The sequence below is a fragment of the Chryseobacterium lathyri genome, from assembly GCF_030812195.1.
In the GTDB taxonomy this organism is placed as follows: Bacteria; Bacteroidota; Bacteroidia; order Flavobacteriales; family Weeksellaceae; genus Chryseobacterium; species Chryseobacterium lathyri_A.
In genome coordinates this window covers 277,463-295,818 of record NZ_JAUSSF010000001.1, presented here as the reverse complement: position 1 = coordinate 295,818, position 18,356 = coordinate 277,463, and the positions used below count along the sequence as shown (strand labels likewise).

Genomic DNA, 18,356 nt, shown 5'->3' with positions numbered 1-18,356 from the left:
CTTATCGTTTTTTCTTTAACATTAAAATGATTAAATAAAAATCGGTATTGATTTAAATCAAAAATAAAATTCTGAGCCTGTAAACTACAGACTCAGGATCTAATCAATTACTTTTTATATTGCTCTGTTCTGGCATCTTTAATCACACCAGACCAGTTCATTCCGTATCCGAAATCGTAGTTGTGACCTTCGGAGTCTTTGTGGGTTTCCATATCGTAAGGAACGTCTTCTTTCTGCTTTTCAACCGTCGTCATATTCGCAGGCATCTGAAGCGGAAGCAATCCTGAAGGCTCATATTTTCCGGTCACAATATCCACAACTGCCTGATTGGATACATTGAAATTCATCAGAATTGCATCGGCGTGTTTTTCAAATTCATTAAAGATCATCGGCTTGGAAGCTGTGATAGAAACAATTACCGGCTTTCCGTTCATTGCTTTGTAAGCGTTTTCTATGGCTAACAAATCAGTGAAGTTGGTCGCTGTAGAAGTTTTGTTTTTGAATGTTCTGTCGTGTACGTTTGGTGCAACAACCGGGTCTCCTGCGGCAATACTTTTTTCACGGGCTTCTGTTGCCGTGTACGTCTGATATTGAAGAGAAATCGGCACATAACCGTTTCCGCCTTCTTTAGCATCAATGTCACTGTAACCGCCTTCTTCACTATGCGGGCTTTTCACGAAAACCAATGCGAAATCAGCTTTTGCAGGGTCATCTGTTACATTAAAATGCTTCTTTACTTTTTCGATATCAACAGGGTATTCCAAAGATGGTCCGGTATAAATTCCCCACCAGTTGAAGGTTGCCGGAGAATACCTCTTTGGAATGTAAGCCGTTTTTCTTTCTTTAATCGGAAGAATATTGGCTTTGTTTTTCAACATCACGATGGATTTTACCTGAGCTTCGTAACCTGCTTTCATAAATTCCGGGTTACCAACAATTTTCTTGGTTTCTTCAATGTTAACGTAAGGGTTTTCAAACAATCCGGTTCTGAAGAAATTTCTCAATAAACGAACCGCTGACTGCTCAAATTTTGCACGATAGGCTTTTTCGCCGTGTTCTTTTACACCCATTTGATAGGCTTCTAAAACAGGAGCTTTGTCGTTGTTTCCTCCGAACTGGTCAACGCCAGCTTCCAAAACTTTGTAATGACGTTCTGCAATGGATAATTTTTCTGCTCCCCAAGGTTTTCCGGCAAATCCTCCCGGAGATTTTGGTTCGTCTGCGGTGATTAACCAATCGGTACAGACTACGCCGTCGTATTTGTATTTTCCACGAAGTAAATCGGTGATTAAATATTTACTGTAGCCATTTCCAACGTTTTCGCCGTTTTTCGTGTCCTGATTGAAGCTGATGGTATAATAAGGCATTACCGCAGAAGCTTCTTTGGTTCCGCCATTTAACTTAAAAGCACCTTCAGTAAAAGGTTTTACGTGATTCTGAAAATTATTTCCCGGATAAACGGCATATTTCCCCATCGCCCAATGACCGTCGCGACCGCCTTCTTCAGGTCCGCCTCCCGGCCAATGTTTTACCATTGCATTTACGCTTTTGTTTCCCCAACCGTTTTTAGTTCCAATAGTGGTTTGGAAACCGTCGATGTAACCTCTTGCCATATCTGCCGTGAGTTCTGGGCTTTCGCTGAAAACGTAAGCGATTCTGTACCAACGGGGTTCTGTCCCCAAATCGATTTGCGGAGATAAAGCGGTTGAAATTCCCAACGCTCTGTATTCCTGAGCGGCGATGTTTCCGAATTTTTTAACCAATTCCGGATCGAAAGTTGCTCCCATTGCCAAACCATCCGGCCAAAGAGATATTTGTCCTCCGGCTCCTTCATTAAATTCTGCAGTTACAGTTGCCGAATGTCTCGGATCTGTACTGTTGTTAGCAGGAATTCCCAATCCTAAACCTTCGATGTAAGCTTGAATATTATTACTCCATTTTGCCGCTATTTCCGGAGATTCTACCGTTGTTACTAAGACATGACGAAGGTTATCTTCTTTTAAAAATTTCTTTTGCTGGTCTGTTAAATCAAAAGCTTTGGCACCGCTTTCCTTGTAGAACATTCCGTTGTACTTTCCAGCTCTGAAACCATCTGCAGGAGCTGGAACTGATTGGTGACCACTGTACAACATCAATCCTGCAATCTGCTCAACCGACATTTTTGAAGCTAAATCTTTTGCTCTTTCGTCCACAGAAAGTCTCCAGTCTTCGTATTTATCGAGCTTTCCGTTTTTACTTAAATCTTTAAATTTATTTCCTGCAATTGTCAGGATTTTCACGCCAGAATCTGCAGAATACCCCAAAACAGGACCTTTGGCATTGGTGACGGTTTGGATATTTTGAGAAAATGTTGTGATGCCCAAAAATAAAGCGGCTATATTGAATACTGATTTTTTCATTTTTAAATCTTAAAAATTAAAGCTTACAGAAAACTGACCTGTCAAAGGCATAATGTAAGTTCCCGTCAACAATTTTCCATAGTAAGGACTTGCATCGGTAATCAGTTCAGCACCGTTGATGGTTCCGCTCGCTCCTCTTTGATTTAAGAAGTTGATAACCGTTGCGCCAAGGTTGATGTTTTTATTAACCGTATAACTTACCCCACCGAAAGTTTCCCATCTTGGTGCGAAGTACAAAGCGTTGGTAAGATTCGCATACTGCTTGGAGAAATATCTGAAACTCGCCCAGAATCTCCATTTGTCAATACTATAACTTGGGTCGATTTCCATCAACACTTTAGCAACTCCTAAAACATTGTTATCATTGTAGTCATAATCCTTTCCGAAAGCATTGAAATTGAATTTCTTGTAAACGGGATTTTGGAAAGTAATTAAATAATGAAGATTAAACCCTTTGAAAGGTTTTACCACAAAATCGGTTGTCCATCCAATGGTTTGAATATCATAATAAACTGTAACGTTTTGAGCCTGAGTTGTATTTGCAGGATTTACTAAGTTATATCTGTTTAGGTTATTATTTTTTTTCAAATACGTTGCCTGAGAGATCAACTGAATATAATCTGTGTTCCAGAAAACGCCCAACGCTCCCAGTGGACTTTTAATCTTGTTAGTATTTGGTTCAAAAGCTTGAGAATAACTTTCCAGTCGTCTGTTTTCCTCGGTATAAAGCAAGTTGGCGATAACTCCGAAGTTTTTGCTGATGTTGTAAGTAGCATTCAAACTACCGCCAATCTGGAAAAAGCTTTGATTGATTTGATTAAACTGGCCCGGGTCTGTGAAGCTGAAACCTACTGTTCTTGGAGTCAGAGAATATTCTCCGTCAATGATGTGATTTTTCAGATGTAAACCGTAGCTCAAGTTGAAGTTATCTGAAACTTTCCACTCATCTGTTCCGTAAACTGAAAGTTTATTTTCTGTTCCGCTGTGGAATTCTCCTCCTGCATTGTAATTATAGAAGTCGTCTGCATCAGTCGCCGGTCCGATCAATCTTTGAGGTTGTGGCTCGACAGTCTGGAAGAAGAATGACCTGTTGGAAGTAAATTTATCAATGTTGTAATATTGTTCTAAAACACCAAACGTCACATTATGATTTCCCAATTGTTTGTTCAATGAAAAACGTCCTGCAATGTTGGTAATTGGAGTTTTTGGCGTGTGCATTGCCAGCTGGGTTCCAACCGCTCCCGTGTAAGCCTGACCTGTTGAAGCAATCGTATAACCCGAAGCTGTATCAGCATTGAAAATACTTAACGGGATAATATTGGATAGTTTTACGGTTGCAAAGTGAGCCCGTGTTGAAAATTTGAAATTCCAGCCATTGTCTAGTAAGTAATTACCGAAGATATCAATGTTGTGAGACGTACTTCTATTATCGTTTCCATCCATATTTGCCCAATAGGTTTCTCCTGAAAGAATGTCTTTCATTTTAATTTGTCCGTCTCTTACCACATAAGAATCTCTGCCGATTCTGAAATTGTCAAGCTCTGTCACTTTTCCGTTTTCTCCATACTGGAAAACCGCATAATTTCCTACATTGTAAGAATCTGCATATTTGTATAAGATTGAGATTTTACCTTTATCATCATTAAAATATTTGGTAACACCTGCTCTGAAAATTTTAGTTTCATCTACATTTCTGGCAAAACCCAATTTGAAAGTACTCGGGTCGAAGTTCGCAAAAGCACCAACTGTGTACGTCCAGCCATTTTTAGAAATTGGTCCCGAAGCGTTTACATCACCTTGCAACCAACCAAATGTACTGGTCGTGAATTTTCCTTTTAGTTTAAAATCTTTAGTTCCGGTTTGAGAATAAGAATTCACTGCAAAACCAAGGTCGCCCATTGTATTTGCAAGCTGATCCATTTTCAGAAGTCCAGTTTTCTCCAGACCCAAACTTTGTCTCCAGGTTTTGTTGGGAAGTTCCGGCCAGAAAAAAAATACTACAGGAAGGTCATTTTCGAGAATGGTAATTCCACCAACGGTTGACGGCAAACCGATGTTCACGTCTCTGGGACTCGTGTTGTTGGCTGCGTTCAACATTACGTTTCTGTTGTTGTCTTCTTTTGAAGATGTGGTAACCGTTTTTACGCCTTCTTCATTTTTTGTAGCCGCGTTCACAGCGGTTTTCACTGCGAGCGTATCAGTTTTTTCCTGCCCGTAAACTGATGCAAAGGAAAGCATTAAGCCTAGAGCTGAAATTTTAATTAAAGATTTTCTCATTTCAAGTTATATATTTTAATTTATTTAGTTTTTACAGCATTCCTTTAATAAGTTCTTTTCATTAAAACTCCAAACGACATTCACTTTTCCCTTAAGACAATTCTGTTATTATTATTGGTGAAATCCGATTTGTATATTCCAAATTAATTTGAATTTTGACATGTAAATCACTGCAAAACTCATTGATTCATTTGGAATCATTACAATAGTACATTCTTTCTTCTAATTGAACAAATAAAAATTAATAAAAATTAACATTGAATTTAAATCATTGATTATCAAATAATTGATATACAGAATTTAAATAAAAATTCATTGTTTCAGCGTGAATCAATGAATTTTTATTGTCAAACTTTCCCTAAAAAAAAGATCCAATCCTTTATATTTTGTTTTTCTTACTTTTTTTATTAATATTTTTGTAACATTGACAACAGGAAATGAAAATGGACTCCAAAGAATTAATTTTACAAAGGTCGAACGAAGCGAAAGAGATATTTCTCCCTAATCTTTCCGCCGATCCCGTCATCTTCGGATTCGATCAAAATCAACTGAAGGTTTTATTATTAAAGATGAGCTACAGACATCAATGGTTTCTGCCGGGTGGCTATGTGAAAAAAGATGAAGATCTGGATGATGCTGTGGTAAGAATTCTAAAAGAGAGAGCTGGTGTGAACGCAGTCTCTTATCTTGAGGAATTTGGCGTTTTCGGTAAAAAGAATAGAAGTGAAGATTATTTTGAAGACTTTGATGAGACCTTATTTTACAAGCAGCGATTTATCACAATCGGCTACTATGCCTTATATAATCCTTCGAAGATCGATTTGACCGTTGACGAATATAGCGAGAGTTGCGAATGGATCTATCTAAGTGAGCTTTCCCATATTGAAATGGCAATGGATCATAAAGAAATCGTTGAAAAAGCATTATTAACGCTGAGAGAAAAAATATCCATTAAACCAATTGGTCTTAATCTTTTACCCGAAAAATTTACACTTTCTGAGCTTCGGAAATTATATGAAGCAATTTTGGGAAAAGACCTTAACAGAGGTAATTTTTATAGAAAAATCAAGAAACTCGGTATATTAGAAAAGTTGGATGAGCAGAGAAAAGGTGGCGCACATAAATCCCCAGACCTCTATTCTTTTAATAAGGAAATTTATAATAAAGCTTTAGAGAACGGACTGATTAGTTGGTGATAGTTTTTTTTATAAGGTACACCGCCAACACAGATCTTGTACATCAACAGTAATTTATATATGATCCTCTTTCATGACATTTTGTAGCAAATTTGGTGGTTTGGTTACCAATACTATATACGAAAGTATTTCTTTATAAATTCCGGTAACATATTCAGAAATTTCATCGGCTATTACTTTCTCAGGAAAAAATAATCTTACTATTCTTTAACAGATACGGACAAATGACAGACGTTTTAAACTATCTACATGATCTCCGTAACTTTCGTTAAACGATGCTAGTTATTTAGGATTAGATCTTAGCTATTAATTAATCTATTTACAGGCTATAAAGTATCTATCCATTTGTAAAGATCTGTTTCTGCAGGTACGGCAAAGGATTTCCTCAATCTGCTTTTCCTCGTCTGCACCGTCCTCACAGCAATATGATTATATTCTGCGATATCTTTTGTAGTAAAACCTAACTTCAGAAGCGCACATAGTTTGAACTCCTCAGATGTAATCTCAGGATTAATTTGCTGGAGATTATCATATAATTCTGGAAATGAAGATTTTATTTTAGGTATAAAAGCGATGTCATCATTCATCGCGAGTTTTACCAGATTCTCCAAATCCATATCGTCTTTTCTGTTGAGCTTTGCACGCAGATTGTTAATTATTTTTTCGCCGCGAAGAACTTTTTGGTATAATTCCAAAACCGTAAAGTGGTTTAACAGGATATAATATCCTACAACAGCAAAGCAAGTCAAAACTACTATAAAAGTAATAAGCCTCTGATTTTCTGGAAACTTTAAGGTTCCTTCATCAATAGAAAACATCTTGAAGCCATTATAATGACTTATAAGAAAAAGAACAAGGCCCGTAACAAAAACACAGAAAATATATTTTAGCGTTTTTCTTGAATAAAAGACAAATGGCGAAATAATAATAAGCAAAAAATAATAGAATGATAAACCGTTTTCAAAACCTGATATGGATGAGAAAAAGAAAACCAAAAGCATAGCAAATTCTATTATAATAACCCATGCTATAACACTTCGGCGTGCCTTTGTAAAAAAGAAGAGAAAAAGAAAAAATAATCCTAATACCCCCAAAAACCAAGAATATATTGTTAATCCAAAAATCAAATCTTTGAATCCAATGAAAATTAATACGATCCCAATAAAAAATGAAAATAAATTTAATCTTTGCGCATTAAGACGTTCTATCTTATCTGTATTGGGATCAATATCCAGATTCAAAATATAATTCCAAATTCGATGTAGCATATTTTTAATTAATTTATAAGATAATACTTATTAATTAATAAACTTTATTTTTTTAATTAATTTTCTGTTAAATACTATAAATTCTACTCCTAGACATTTTAAAATATGGCCCATTTTTTTTCAGAATATTAAGAAAAAACACAATTTTATACTGCGAAATATTTTTTCCATTTTGTTACTGTATTCCGGCTCAGTTTAAATTTGATGGCAAGCTGATTATTGTTTAGTTTATTTTCCTTCTGATAATTAAGTATTTCAAATATATCTGTTTTGTTATAAGAGCGGTGCTTCTGATTGGCTATAAAAGTTTCTTTATCTGGAATACCAAAAATTTTTCCATTAAGTTCCATAATATCAACAACAGATAAGCTTTTTTTCTGTAATAATTGTAAACAATATTTTTTTTGGGGAAACTTTTTTATAATTATATCGCTATAGATTGTCTTATAATCGGGGAGTAATTTTTCCATTTTGTTTTGTTTATATACATTTTTATAAATACAGTAATTAAACCATTCTAATCCAATAGCTCTTAAAAAAATTGAGCTGGAAATCGGTAGGATAAAAATCAAAATTTTTCTGAAAAGCTTTGTTCTTTTCGTGATATTTCAGAAAAATATTATTTATTTTTATTATTGTTATACTTACTTATCCATTTAAACAAAGTAGTTTTTGGAATCCTATATCGTTCTATCACTTGAAATTTTGTCATTTCTCCTGATTGTATCTGTGTCAGAATGAAATCAATAACTTCTTTTGTATAAATGCTTTTGCGAAACTCAGGAAGCGTTATTTTTTTGTATTTATTGTTTTCTGTGTTTTTATCTGGTATCGTAGGAGCATATAAAATCAAATGCTGCGAGTATAGCCTAAAAAGGTCATATTTTAATAATTTGCTCCATTTCAACAGAATTTCTGTATCCATACTTTTCATTTTATACATTTCTTTTATCTCTTTTTCTGAACATTTCATAAAATTACAGATACGGGATATTTCTATCCCCCGGGCAGTAACTTCTTTTTCAATCAAAGGTCCTATTTGAATGTCTTTAAAATTCATTTGTTTGTGTTTTTAGAATCCTATAAATTTTTAAATCTACGCGTGTCGAAATTATATTTTTAAACCGGCAGATGTTATCTGCCGGATAAAAGGTTTAAGGTGCTGTAATCTGTTCTATTTTGATGTGGACCTTCATATTACCGGGAAGAGTTCCGAATGGTCCACTAATAGCTACCTGTCATTACTGTTACGAGATAAGCGGTTTTTGTGGTCCCTTACTCTTCTCAACTGTAATATCTAAACTCAGGCCTGCTATTAGCTCCTTAATAAATCATTTGTTTGTGTTTTTAGAATCATATAGATTTTTAAATCTATGCGGGTTGAAATTATATTTAAACCGGCAGACAGCATCTGCCGGATAAAAGATCTAAGGTGCTGTGATCTGTTCTATTTTGATGTAGACCTTCATATCACTAGGAAGAGTTCCGAATGGTCCGCTATTGGCTCCTGCCATTACTGTTACAAGATAAGCGGTTTTTGTGGTCCCTTGCTCTATCCAACTGTAATATCTAAATTCAGGACCGCTGTTAGCTCCTTGATAAATACCCGGGTCTGCCCAATTTCCTCTAGTTGAAGGTGTGGCTTGATGCCATGTATTATCAGTTGTTCCTCCCCATTGGTTTGATGGAAGCAAAACCGAATTACCGGAGCTGTTTGTAGTTCCTCCTCCATACCCTCCAAGGTGGTTATACATCAAAGTTTTGTTTACTGGTGTATTATTTTTTATTTGTACATCTGCATTTTGCACCTGATTGTTGTTATTGGCTGCTGTTCCTGAGGTTTGGTTATCATGCCTCAGAAATACCCTTATACTATATAGCCCATCAGGTGTAGTAAGAGCTACCTGAAATCCTCGGGTATTCGTATTTGGGTCTACAACATATTTGAGGAAATCCATTGTTGCGATTGTCTGGATATCAGCTCTAACTTCTTTGCCTACTGTAACACTAGAGCAAGAATTGATAATGGATGGATTTGCCGTATAAAAAGGTGTCAGGTCAAATGATATTCCACCAGGAGCCTGTTGCGCAGCAGTTGGCGTACCACTGATATTTAAAATCAAAGAACCTGATCCTTCTGCAAGTGTTCCACCACTAAGAGTTGCTGTCAGGGCTTGATTTCCTACAGAACTTAACACCACTCCATTATAGCCTCCTCCGTTACCGGCAACATACGGAATTTTCAGAATGGTCCCTGGCAAAACAGAAACACCGCCTGTTATTGATTGTGCCGGTTCAAGATATGCTTGTCCGCACTGTAAAGTTACTTTAGGTGCTGCAGAGGATTTATTATCAATTCTTCTCCATTCCATACCATTCCAAAAGTAATATCCTTCTGTAAGGGAAGTTGGAGAATCCGCAGTATTATATACCAATAATCCTTTTGGCTGATTGGCAATGCTGTTATCTCCATCTGCATTCAGATCTAAATTAACAGAGGTTAAATTAATTCTTGGTGCCAAAATCCCTTGGTTGGCAGATTTGACATCCAGCGCGGCATAACTATCTGGCAACGTACCAATGCCGGCACTTCCTTTGCTGGTTATGATAAAATCATCCTTTAGCTGTGTTGCAGTGGGAGTTCCTGTAACAGCATTATTTTTGCCACCATCTATGTTGAAAATACCCTGTGGATTTTCTGTGTTGATACCTACCTGTCCAAAGATTAATGAAACGCTCATCAATGTCAAGATTAAATAAATTTTATTTCTCATTGTTTAATAATTTTAAATAAAGGTAAAAGAGCTTACTAGTTGCTCCTTTACCAGAGTTGTTATAATTTAATTGTGTTTTGAATGATAGGAGGAGGTGCACGGATCTGTATTCCTAGAGAATATTTCTTTTCAAATAAAATAGCTTTGGAATATGTTTTACTATTTTTTATTTTAAGCCTAGAATCTTTTCCTGCAAATAATGGCTCATCTGCATCATAAATAGAAAATAACAAAAAAAGTATACTTGATGTTATTTTCATTCTCTTAACACTTGCCTTTAAATACAATTTCACCTCTAAAGATTAAGCTGCAAGATTAGGCTTAATTCTATCGGTAATAAAAAAAAGGGATACGCTATAAATACTTTATTCAGGAGGCGTAACATACTACATAGGTACGTTAGAAAAATAAAAATCCATACAACTAACTGATTGTAAATAGGTTATATAAAAATGTAATCATCCGTCTATTTTCAGATAAAAAATACCAAAAAACAAGAATATCTTTCTAAAAACATATTTTGAGCCGTATAAAATTAATATGAAATAGCTGCGAAGAAGAAATTGAATTGAGCTGTCCTAAAAATATAGATACTACATCACCACTAAAACAGAGTAATTAGATCCTGAAAAGGAAACTTAAATAGCACTGAAAAAGAAGAGTGTGTTTTGCTGAATATTCTTAAAGAACTTAAAGACTACAAAAATAATTACGAGGCGATAAATTCTTTAGGCGAAACGGTTAAGGATAAATCATTTGAAAAAATTGGCAAAACGCAAGAAGGGAAATCTAATATACAAAAGATTTACGTTAGTATGAGCTAACTATTTTTTATTAAATTCAAATGAAGTAGTTGAATTATCTATTAACTTTAATGATGCATCAAATGTTTTCCATTTTTACAATAGATTGTATATTTTTCCGGCGGAACGGGATGTGTAGATATAAGAGATGTGGTAAGAGTTGCCATCGAACTGATGAAAAATAGTATTTCGGAGAACGTTTCATCATTATTTCAGAGAAAAAAGTTTCACCAACAATTAAAGATTTCTCCGTATTCCCAACTGCAACAGACATAGACCAGTTATAAGAACAAAAGCCTTACATTTGAAATGCAAGGCTTTTATTGTAATGAATATTTTTTAGACTAGAAGGTTATCTTCACTCCTCCCAAAATCTGTGCGCCTAAAACTTTATAGCCTTTGTATGTCTGATAATTAGAGTTCAGAAGATTGTTTCCGATGGCAAAAACACTGAAATTCTTATGGAATTTATATTCTGCAGAAAGATTTAAGTCTGCATATCCACCAACCTTATCATTTCTGTTTTCTGTAGACTGGTAAACCATATCCGGATTGGCTACTCCTTCAAGGGCAAAAGAATTGGTTGTTCTGTCGCTGGCAAAAATTCCTTTGAATCCTAACAGTAATTTTTTGTCCAGCATGGTATATTTTGCCCCGATACTGGCATTGATTAAAGGAACGTTGTAAATATCCTCGTAATTCTTCAGATCATACTTGGTAAACCTTACCTCTCCGTCTAAAATCAGGTTTTCAAGCGGGAAATACTGTACACTTCCCTTGATATCGCTTACATTTCCGTCATCATAAACCGCAGAGAATGTATTTGCAAAATTATATGCAGAACGGTTCAAAGTATAAACGTTGTCGAAAAGGTTGTTTCCCTGGAAAAACATAATATTTCTCATCTTTCCGTAGCCGGCAGAGAAGTCATATTTGAATGTTTCATCGATATCTCCTCTCAGCCCTACATAAAAATGATATTTCGTCTCTGTTGGCTTTAAAAACTGGTCAGAAACAATGAATGGATTAGTCTGTAAAAGATCTCCAAAAGTATTAAGCTTTAAGCCTCCGTCTACCCCACCATAGAATTTAAATTCTTTAGCAGCCGCAAACTGGAATTCAGCCTGTGGAAACCAGTATGTTTTATTGGTCTTTACTTCACCGCCAAGCACATCATTTGAATTCTTAGCATTTAAGAAAGAAAATGTAGATCCCAGCATTAAATAAGAATCTCCTTTTCTGAAAGTCACTTTCGGGTCCAAAGTTGTATTAAAGAAATTGGAAGAATTTTTGTCAACGATTGCAAATTCTGTTTTCACAGCCTCCAATCCTACTCCTAAGTCAGCATTTAAATTAATCCCTGACTTTCCGATCTCAACAGCATGTTTGGAAAGATTCGCCAAAATGGAAACCTGGTTTTCCTGTGCATCGAAATGATCTTTCAGGAAAGAGGATTTTACCCTTACATCATTTAGGATTTCGTTGGAATAAAAATCATAATATCCGTTCACCTTGAACTGATTTACCCTTTGCTTCAAATCAACATCTGCAGCAGGTTCCAGCGCATAGATCCCGTAATATCTGTTATTATCCAATCCATATTGAGCATTCAGATTGAATTTTCCTTTTTCACCGTATGAGTTCAGGTAAGCTCCGATCGCCGTAGAGCTCTGCTTGGAATCCCAGGCATATTCTTTTTTCAGCCCCAACGTAGAAAGGAAATGGAAATCTGCCCCTACTTCCAGCTTATTATCAAATGTTTTGGAAATATTGGCATCTGCCAGAATTTTCCCAAAGTTACCCATTCCGAACTGCAGGTAGTTATTTTGAGCCGTTCCTTCAAATTTCGGAGCCACATCCTGTCCCTGAATCGTGGAAGTTTTAAAATCCGAAACCGCAGGAACATCTGTAATCGTATACTTCACTGGGTTCTGGGATTTCTCTTCCGGTGGATAGTTCTTGATTGTTTCCACAGAGGTTTTCTTCTTCTCGATCTTCCTCACCTCCGGCTCCCGCTTCTTATTAAGAATCAGTTTTTCCTCCTTGATCTGGGAAAACGCAAACTGCGAAAACCCTAAAAATAATATGGATAATAATTGAATTTTTCTGTTCATTATTCTTTGTATTTATGTATTCATGCAAAATGTATTAATGATATTTACATGAAAACGATACTGCTTTTACTTTTTAATCTGCTTTTTAACCTCTTTTGCTTCTGCCACGATCTCCGGAAAATCTTTATAGTTCTCAATGATCTGGTCGCAGGTGTAGCTTGCTTGGTAATTATCTTTCAGCCCCACATAGTTCTTTGCCATCAGTACCAAAGCTTTTGCTCCCCAATAATCTTCGGAGGCATAATTATTGGCCAATTTAAAGATGGTTTCATTTGAGGATTTGAATGCTTTTCCTTTATTCTGATAATAAGCTTTTGCATACAATGCTTCTGCCGCCACAGATGTGTTGGATGATTTTTCAAGAGAAGCATAAGCTGTCTGTGCCTCTTTATCTTTTGCTGAATTCATTAAGCTTCTCGCTTTAATCACTTTCGCGGTTTCAACGACTGCTGCAGAATTTTTAGTGTTTGAAATCACTGCATCTGCCAGTTTTTCAGCCTGAGAGAAGTTTTTCTCACCTGCATATATTTTCATCAGCTCTACATTCGCATAGTTCTTAATGCTGATATCTGAAGAGTTTTTAAGGTTCTCAAGGTACCTTTTGGCTTCTGCCATATTCCCCTGAGCAATGAAGATCTGTGCCAGACGGGTCTGCGCATCATCCTGGTAATCATTCTGAACCGAGGCCACTTCCTGAAGAACAAGAAGGGCTTTGGTAGCATTATTGGTTTGATAATAGCTTTCTCCCAGCTCGTATTTAGCCTGGTAAAGGCCTTCTCCGGTAGGATTCTGCGTTAAATATTTTTCGTAGTAAGAAATAGCATTTTTGTAGTCTTTCTTAGTGAAATACTGTTTTCCGGTAGACAGATTAATTTCGTCGATCTCAGAAGCGTCTACATTCACACCTATGCTTTTGGCAAAGCTTTCATATCCTGAAACATCTCCGTTTTTCGTGAAAACAGGTTTTGCGGCCTGAACAATCTTCTCCGCATACGCTGTATTTTTATACTGCTCTCCCAAAGATTTAAGCTCCGAAAGCGCTTTATCACTTTGGTTCTGGTCGATATAGTTCTGGGCTCTGTAAATAGATGCGTTCGCAACAAGATCTTTATCCGAGGATGTTTTAATCACTTTGGCAAAAGCATCATTGGAGTTTGCAAAATCATCCTGGGCAGCGTAGGCTGTTCCCATTTCATACTGAGCATCATCATAATATTCAGAAGACGGATATTTGGATAAAAGATTTTTTAAATTGGTAATCTTCGCCTGTGTATCTCCTTTAAATCCTAAAGCCATCGCTTTCTGGTATAAAGTGTAGTCTGTGGCATCTTCATTTTTATCATAAATTGCAATTGCCTCGTTCAGGTCATTGTTTGCGTAATGAATATCTGCAAGACGGAGTTCCGCATCATTTTTGAATTCAGGCTTCGGATTGCTCAGATACTGCTTGAAATAAGTCTGTGCCTGATCGAATTTTTTAGCTTTGAAATAAGCATAGCCTAAATCGTAAGGCAGCTGCTGTTTTTCAGGGAAGTTTTCGGTAAGGAGTTTCTCATAACGGGTAATGGCGGACGGATAATTCCCTTTCTGGTAATACACCTGTCCTAACCAATATAATGCTCTGTTATAAAATTCTTTATTGATATTGAACCCCAAACTTCTAAGGAAATACTTTTCAGCTTCGTCATAATTTCCTTTGTTGAATTCTTCTGTTCCCAATAAATAGGAAACCTCCTGATCCACTTTATTGATTTCCGGAGTAGAGTCCTGAAGCCTGTCGATTGCATTCAGGGTTTCTTTATAATTTCCGGAATATAAATAGGATTTCACAAGCAGTGATCTCATTTCCGGAGCATTCGCATCATTCTGATTGTTGTTAATATAATTTTGGATCACCGCAGAAGGACTTTCAAACGGGTTTCCGATATCGTAACTTAATTTTGCGTACTGTTCGTGTGCTAATTTCTTTACCTTAGCATCATAATCCATCTGGTAAGAGGAACGGAATGCCGAAAGAGCTTCCTGCTTTTTATCTACTGCCAGATAAGCATTTCCTAACTGATAATAAGCATTTTGTGCCAATGCCGAATTGCTGTTGACAAGCTGGTTGTAATAAGAAACTGCTTCATCATATTTTTTCAGCTGAGCAGCCACAAATCCCATTTCATACAGATCATTTTCAGAAGGGTTCTGCTGTACACTCAAATAATCCTTAAGGTGAGGATACGCTGAAGTATAGTCATTTTTCATGAAATAACTTTCTCCAATGATCTTGTGAACTTCTGCTTTGTAAGAATCAGAAATATCTTCATTCAGGAGAGCAGTTCCTTCCGTAATTGCCTGGTCATAATTCTTATCATTATAGTACATCTGTACATAATAAGGACGCACCAGTTTAGAAAATTTAGGCTGATCTTTTACCGAATCAAAATACTGGAACGCTTTATCACTCTGTCTGTTTGAATAGTATAAGTGGCCCAGCATATAAGCAATATCTCCTTTTTGAGATTCATCAGCTGTTTTATATGCTTCCTCCAGAGCATCTGTAGCTCCTTTGGTATCACCCATCATGAATTTGGCATATCCCAGCTTCAGAATATACTGTGTATTCTCTTCTTTGGAAAGCTGGTACTGATTCACTTTTTTAAGGGTTTCTAAAGCTTTTTCAAAATCTTTTTTAGCCAGATAATAATCGGCCAGCGGTAGATTAGCCTGAGCAAAATATGCAGAATTAGGATATTCTTTCATGAAGGCTGTCAATCCTTCCTCCGCATGGTTTTTCTGCAGAATCACCCCGATCACGTTATCAAAAAACTGCGCTGCTTCCTTTCTCGATTTAGACAAATTCTGATTATAGAAATACTGTCTTGCATATTCGAACTGGGAAGCATTGTATATTTTGGTCTGATAAAGATTTTCTGCGAGGCTAAATCTGTAATTTTCTTTCTGTGTAAAGTACTGTGACTGTTGTGCTTCGGAAATCCCGAAATAGAGCACGGCAGCTGAGAGAAGGATTTTTTTTGAATTCATTCTTTTTCTGAATAAAAAGATTAGTCTATATAAGTTAACGAAAATATTAAAAACTTATTGTTTAAGCAAGTTTTAAAAGGTTTAATAATCTAAAATACCCATTGAATACATTTCACTATTTGATGATAAAAAATGATTACTTTAGTATCATAAAAGTTAAATAGATATCAATATAGAACCATCAAAAAAATATTTTGATTTAATCCTCATTCTACAGCAGCTAAAAACATACCATATCATGAAAATTAAGATACTTTTAGCATTAATATTTGTCAATCTGATGCACGCTCAGAAGTTGTACTTCCCCAAAACAGCAGTCGCCGACTCTGTAATTCTGGAAAAACAAATGCCCCTGTTGGCATCAAAACTGATCTCTCAGGCTCCATTGCTTAAGCTGAAAAAGACTAACAAACTTGCTTATTTGGACAACCTATTACGTTTAGAGCTGGTTGCTAAAGATTATAAAAGGTCCAATGCCACTTTAGCAGATTATCGTAAGGAATTTGCAGACCATAATATGGCCGGAAACAAATTTATTGCATACGAATTTTACAGCTTGGCAAAACTTACTGAAGAGAAAGAAAAAATAAATTTTCCTGATGCACTTCAAAAAGCATTCAATAAAAAGTATGAAAGCCTTCCGGACCAGTTGCTCACCAAGATAGGTATAGCCGTTGACGGGGATGTTCCTGCTTCGAAGAAAATCTTAAAAGAAGCACTACACAAACAGAAGGATAAAGACAGTATAGATTATGCCTCGGCTCTGGCCTTATGTAAGAGTTATTTAAACTACAAGACCTTTTCCAGCACCAAGCCTCAGATTGTACAATTAGTGAAGTTAAAAGATCAGGGGAAATTCATTACGGAAACAAAAGATCTGAAAACCAAAAACGGAAATACCCTGACGGTCACTATTGTCAGAAAAAAGGAAAACACAGCTCCCCTTCCTGTTATTCTTACCAATAATATATATGCCGGACCTTTTGATTCATATTTTGGAAAAAGGGCAGCCGTTTATAATTATGTAGGAGCTGTAGTGAATACCCGCGGCAAAAGAAACAGCAATGATGAAAATAATCCCTTCGAGCACGAATCACAGGATATTTATGAAGTGATCGACTGGGTAAGTAAGCAGCCCTGGAGCAACGGTAAAGTTGGAATGATCGGCGGAAGTTATTTAGGTTTCAGCCAGTGGGCAGCTGTAAAAAAACTGCATCCGGCATTAAAAACAATTGTTCCGCAGGTCGCCGTAGGAATTGGAATAGACTACCCTGCCCAAAACAATATATTCATGAGTTATATGCTGCAGTGGATCAATTATGTGACAAACAACAAGCTTACTGATGAGGCTGATTTTAATAATTTCAAAAAATGGGATTCTATTAATACCGCATGGTACAAAAGTGGAAGATCATTCAGAGCGTTGGATACCATAAGTGGCAAACCTAACAAGATATTTCAAAGATGGCTGGATCATCCCGGTTATGATGAATACTGGCAAAAAATGGTTCCTTATAAAGAAGATTTCACTAATATCAACATTCCTATATTAACAACTACAGGATATTACGATGCTGATCAGATCGGAGCACTATCCTATTTCAAAGCTCACCATCAATATAATAAGAATACCAACCATTATCTTGTGATGGGTCCTTATGATCATGGAGGTGCACAAAGCTTTGGATTTACCTTCGTGAACGGCAGGCCCATAGATCCTTCTGCCAGAATAAGTATTGATGACCTAGCTTTTTCCTGGTTTGATTATATTCTGAAAAACAGTAAAAAACCAGCCCTTTTAAAGGACAAAGTTAATTTTCAGGTGATGAATACCAATACATGGAAACATGTTCCTACTCTTGAAAAAATGCATACTTCAACGCTTAAGTTTTATCTTCAGAACCGTAAAGGCAATTCATCTGCTTTTAATCCGCCCGCAGAGAAAAGCTTTATTAAGCAGACGGTTGATTTCAAAAATCGGGATCAAAAAGATACTTATCATTCCGTAAGTAAAACAGACAGCGTAAAAACCACAAATTCAGTGTATTTTGAAAGTGAAGTTTTAGACAAAGACCTTATTATCAGCGGAAATCTGGCAGGATTCTTCAATGTTGCCATTAACAAAAAAGATTTTGATACTGATACTTATCTGTATCAGATACAGCCGGATGGTAAAGCTTTCCTGTTATCAACCCATATTGTAAGAGCAAGTTATGCCAAAGACAATGCTTTACGTCAGCTTCTTGAACCCGGTAAAATAGAACAGATCCCCATAAAAAATTCAATATTCATCAGCAAAAAAATAGAAAAAGGAAGCAGACTTATTCTGTTGGTTGGCGTCAATAAAAGCCCAAGCTGGCAGATCAATTATGGAACGGGAAAAGATGTAAGTGATGAAACGATTAAGGATTCCGGTGAACCGCTGGAAATAAAATGGTACAATGACAGCTATGTAGAAATTCCTATTTATCAAGAATAAAGGCCTTTAACTCTTA

General features: G+C 36.2%; 12 protein-coding genes. 3 read left to right on the top strand and 9 right to left on the bottom strand.

The window, feature by feature from the left end:
- Positions 1 to 107: 107 nt before the first annotated feature.
- Complete coding sequence (locus tag J2T03_RS01360; RefSeq protein ID WP_307209027.1) at positions 108 to 2,399, bottom strand: glycoside hydrolase family 3 protein; 2,292 nt, start codon at positions 2,397 to 2,399, stop codon at positions 108 to 110.
- A gap of 9 nt (positions 2,400 to 2,408) precedes the next feature.
- A complete protein-coding gene (locus J2T03_RS01355) occupies positions 2,409 to 4,676 on the bottom strand; it encodes a TonB-dependent receptor (RefSeq protein ID WP_307209025.1) in 2,268 nt (755 codons plus the stop codon).
- 443 nt (positions 4,677 to 5,119) lie between these two features.
- Here J2T03_RS01355 and J2T03_RS01350 point away from each other — a divergent pair, with 443 nt between their 5' ends.
- On the top strand, positions 5,120 to 5,872 hold the full coding sequence (locus J2T03_RS01350) for an NUDIX hydrolase (protein ID WP_306845953.1): 753 nt from the start codon (positions 5,120 to 5,122) through the stop codon (positions 5,870 to 5,872).
- A gap of 326 nt (positions 5,873 to 6,198) precedes the next feature.
- On the opposite strand, the gene J2T03_RS01345 is transcribed toward J2T03_RS01350, so the two are convergent.
- Entirely contained in the window at positions 6,199 to 6,690 is a 492-nt protein-coding gene (locus tag J2T03_RS01345; RefSeq protein ID WP_307209024.1) for a helix-turn-helix transcriptional regulator, read from the bottom strand.
- A 154-nt stretch (positions 6,691 to 6,844) separates the two neighbouring features.
- Between J2T03_RS01345 and J2T03_RS01340 the strand changes: the two genes are divergently transcribed.
- Positions 6,845 to 7,120: a hypothetical protein gene (locus J2T03_RS01340; RefSeq protein ID WP_307209023.1), complete on the top strand. Its 276-nt coding sequence runs from the start codon at positions 6,845 to 6,847 to the stop codon at positions 7,118 to 7,120.
- 166 nt (positions 7,121 to 7,286) lie between these two features.
- On the opposite strand, the gene J2T03_RS01335 is transcribed toward J2T03_RS01340, so the two are convergent.
- The 6 genes from J2T03_RS01335 to J2T03_RS01310 form a co-directional block, all read right to left on the bottom strand.
- Positions 7,287 to 7,712, bottom strand: coding sequence for a helix-turn-helix domain-containing protein (locus J2T03_RS01335; protein WP_307209021.1), 426 nt, complete (start codon positions 7,710 to 7,712; stop codon positions 7,287 to 7,289).
- 47 nt (positions 7,713 to 7,759) lie between these two features.
- The gene (locus tag J2T03_RS01330) at positions 7,760 to 8,200 is read right to left on the bottom strand and encodes a transposase (protein ID WP_307209020.1); all 441 of its coding nucleotides are present in this window, start codon (positions 8,198 to 8,200) and stop codon (positions 7,760 to 7,762) included.
- Between the two features lie 367 nt (positions 8,201 to 8,567).
- Entirely contained in the window at positions 8,568 to 9,914 is a 1,347-nt protein-coding gene (locus J2T03_RS01325; RefSeq protein WP_307209019.1) for a hypothetical protein, read from the bottom strand.
- A gap of 59 nt (positions 9,915 to 9,973) precedes the next feature.
- Positions 9,974 to 10,174 carry a hypothetical protein gene (locus J2T03_RS01320; protein ID WP_307209017.1) on the bottom strand — a complete coding sequence of 67 codons (201 nt, stop codon included), beginning with the start codon at positions 10,172 to 10,174 and terminating at the stop codon, positions 9,974 to 9,976.
- An 887-nt stretch (positions 10,175 to 11,061) separates the two neighbouring features.
- Positions 11,062 to 12,831, bottom strand: a complete 1,770-nt coding sequence (locus J2T03_RS01315; protein ID WP_307209015.1) for a TonB-dependent receptor — start codon at positions 12,829 to 12,831, stop codon at positions 11,062 to 11,064.
- Positions 12,832 to 12,897: 66 nt separating this feature from the next.
- Positions 12,898 to 15,861, bottom strand: coding sequence for a tetratricopeptide repeat protein (locus J2T03_RS01310; RefSeq protein ID WP_307209012.1), 2,964 nt, complete (start codon positions 15,859 to 15,861; stop codon positions 12,898 to 12,900).
- A gap of 238 nt (positions 15,862 to 16,099) precedes the next feature.
- Here J2T03_RS01310 and J2T03_RS01305 point away from each other — a divergent pair, with 238 nt between their 5' ends.
- A complete protein-coding gene (locus J2T03_RS01305; protein ID WP_307209010.1) occupies positions 16,100 to 18,340 on the top strand; it encodes a CocE/NonD family hydrolase in 2,241 nt (746 codons plus the stop codon).
- Positions 18,341 to 18,356 lie beyond the last annotated feature (16 nt).